The sequence below is a fragment of the Vibrio sp. HI00D65 genome, from assembly GCF_001635455.1.
Classification (GTDB): Bacteria; Pseudomonadota; Gammaproteobacteria; order Enterobacterales; family Vibrionaceae; genus Vibrio.
In genome coordinates, this window is the sequence record NZ_LWEH01000489.1 from 1 (window position 1) to 2,088 (window position 2,088).

The window sequence follows — 2,088 nt, forward strand, 5'->3', positions numbered from 1 at the left end:
AATGCCCGCTTCACGTGACAACTTCTCGTGGGTCTTCAGATAAAAACAGCGTCTTACCAAGTCCAATCGAGTATGGTCGTTGATACGCTCTAGGTAGCGAGTCACCTTCTCTAGCATCAGATAGTAGCTATCCATGCCATAAAGATCAGGTTCATCCGCGAAGAAGCGGCGCTTAGTATCAATACTCAGTAGCTGAGTATTTGGGTATTCCCATGAATACGCTTCTAGCAAGATCGCCTTTAACACCGATTTATACGGTGAGTCGATACTCTTATAGAGCTGCCACAGGTTAGAGCCGAAGTACTCTTCAGCAGGGATGCGATTCAGCTTACCGAAATCAATCCATTGAGAACAATCAAGGTAACCATCTTGGCATAAGCCCTGAACATATTCGTCATAGCACTCTTCCATTTCTGGCGGAATGATTTGCCACAACAGGCGTTGGCCAGCTAAACGAACAGCAGAACGGTAAAACTCATCAAGTAACAGTAAGTGCTGAGAAGAGCCACAGTTATCACCGGTCATCTCTTCAGAATGGTTTGAACGGAAACGCTCTTCATCCATTAAAAAGAAGTTAGCTTCAACACCTAAGGTCTCAGCCCAATCGGTAATCAACAAACATTTATTAGTGAGGTTATCGCGTGCTGGGCCGTCCATATCTGGAGATACACACACCCAGATATCGAGGTCACTTGACGTGCTTTGACCAATAGAAGAGGTACTGCCCATGGTGTACAAACCAAGAATTGCGGGCTCCGCAGACTCGGTTAGCTTGCCACCTAAGGTAAGTTCAGTATCAGAGACAAATTGCTTTTGGAATTCATTAGGCGTGAAGCTACGAATTCCAAAAGGAACTTGTTGGTCGTAATAACCAGGCATCATAGGATGATTGAAATGAAGCAGTGCAGGAATAAGGTTAAAAACTCGTTGGCCTTGCACATTCATCAACGCCAACGCACGATCAATGCGCTGTTGATTAAGATTGTCTAATCGTTGAATCAATGTTTGAGTGTAAGCCTGCAAGGTAAGTCCTTGGTTTGAGATTAAATGCACTTCTGTTTAGTTACTGAACGAATGCAGCAACAAAACGTGATCAATTTAACACTTTTACCCCTAATGGTAAAGCAAAGGAAGCCGCCAGACTGGCCAATTCCTTAATGACAAAAAGTTAAACTCACGGCGCCGTAGTGTCCTCTGTATTGACTATTTCTAATAATAGCCCATGTTTCAAATGAGATACCAATCACACTATTTTGGTGAACTTATGAAAATCTCTCAGCTATCAAAGCATGGAATGATCAAACAGTAAGAATTTTCGCCGCACAATGGTAGGATTAGGCTATTACAGAACCTATATCGGAAACACCATGACAAATTCAGCACCAATCCGTATCGCAACCAGAAAAAGCCCTCTTGCCCTTTGGCAGGCATACTTTGTTAGGGATGCTCTTCAAGCTGCTCACCCTGGTTTAGAGGTTGAGTTGGTAACTATGGTGACCAAAGGTGACATCATCCTAGACACTCCACTTGCTAAAGTGGGTGGTAAAGGTCTGTTCGTAAAAGAACTTGAAGTGGCAATGCTAGAAGGTCGTGCTGACCTTGCGGTTCACTCAATGAAAGATGTGCCAGTCGACTTCCCTGAAGGTCTAGGTCTCGTGACGATTTGTGAACGTGAAGATCCTCGTGACGCATTCGTATCAAACACATACAACAACATTGATGAACTGCCACAAGGTGCTGTCGTAGGTACATGTAGCCTGCGTCGTCAGTGTCAGTTACTGGAATACCGCCCTGATTTGATCATCAAAGAACTGCGCGGCAACGTGGGTACTCGTCTAGGTAAACTCGATGACGGTCAATACGATGCAATCGTTCTAGCGGCAGCTGGTCTTAAGCGTCTAAAACTAGAAGATCGTATCCGTAGCTTTATCGAACCAGAACAATCTTTACCAGCTGTAGGCCAAGGCGCTGTAGGTATTGAATGTCGTCTTGATGATGAACGCCTAATTAAGCTTCTTGAGCCCCTAAACGACAAAGATACTGCAGACCGTGTTTTGTGCGAACGTGCAATGAACTTAACACTAGAAG

General features: G+C 44.4%; 2 protein-coding genes. One reads left to right on the forward strand and one right to left on the reverse strand.

The features are described from left to right. Nucleotides 1-1,023 (reverse strand): class I adenylate cyclase (locus tag A3712_RS23045; RefSeq protein WP_197465894.1); only part of this gene is annotated, 1,023 nt, incomplete at its 3' end. Between the two features lie 344 nt (nucleotides 1,024-1,367). Between A3712_RS23045 and hemC the strand changes: the two genes are divergently transcribed. Next, a partial coding sequence (gene hemC, locus A3712_RS23050; protein WP_063525185.1) for a hydroxymethylbilane synthase occupies nucleotides 1,368-2,088 on the forward strand: 721 nt, incomplete at its 3' end.